Annotated in this window: 1 protein-coding gene; it reads right to left on the bottom strand. The window is 46.9% G+C overall.

Annotated features, from left to right (window positions below; genetic code table 11):
• A partial coding sequence (locus tag B3O33_RS01290; RefSeq protein ID WP_292362786.1) for an FHIPEP family type III secretion protein occupies nucleotides 1–309 on the bottom strand: 309 nt, incomplete at both ends.

Below are 309 nucleotides of genomic sequence, written 5' to 3'. Positions count from 1 at the left end.
AGAATGGCAAACACCACCAGACCGACCGCATAGTTACCACCGATTACAAATTCACCAAACGCTTCAATAACTTCACCCGCTGCGGCCGTTCCGGTGTGACCTTCAAGAAGAACAATACGGGTAGAGGCTACGTTTAAGGCGAGTCTTAATAGCGTAGCCAATAAAAGGATGGTTGGAAAAGCAGCAAACTGCAACGGTTTACGTACATATACACTGGCCAGCACGATGGTCAGTGATAAAGCAATATTAAAGCTGAACAACATGTCCAGCATAAACGCGGGTAGGGGAATGACCACCATGGCCAACAAT

This window comes from Methylophaga sp. UBA1464, from assembly GCF_002325665.1.
GTDB lineage: Bacteria > Pseudomonadota > Gammaproteobacteria > Nitrosococcales > Methylophagaceae > Methylophaga.
Note: the sequence above shows the minus strand (reverse complement) of the source record. Positions and strands in the feature narration are given on the sequence as shown.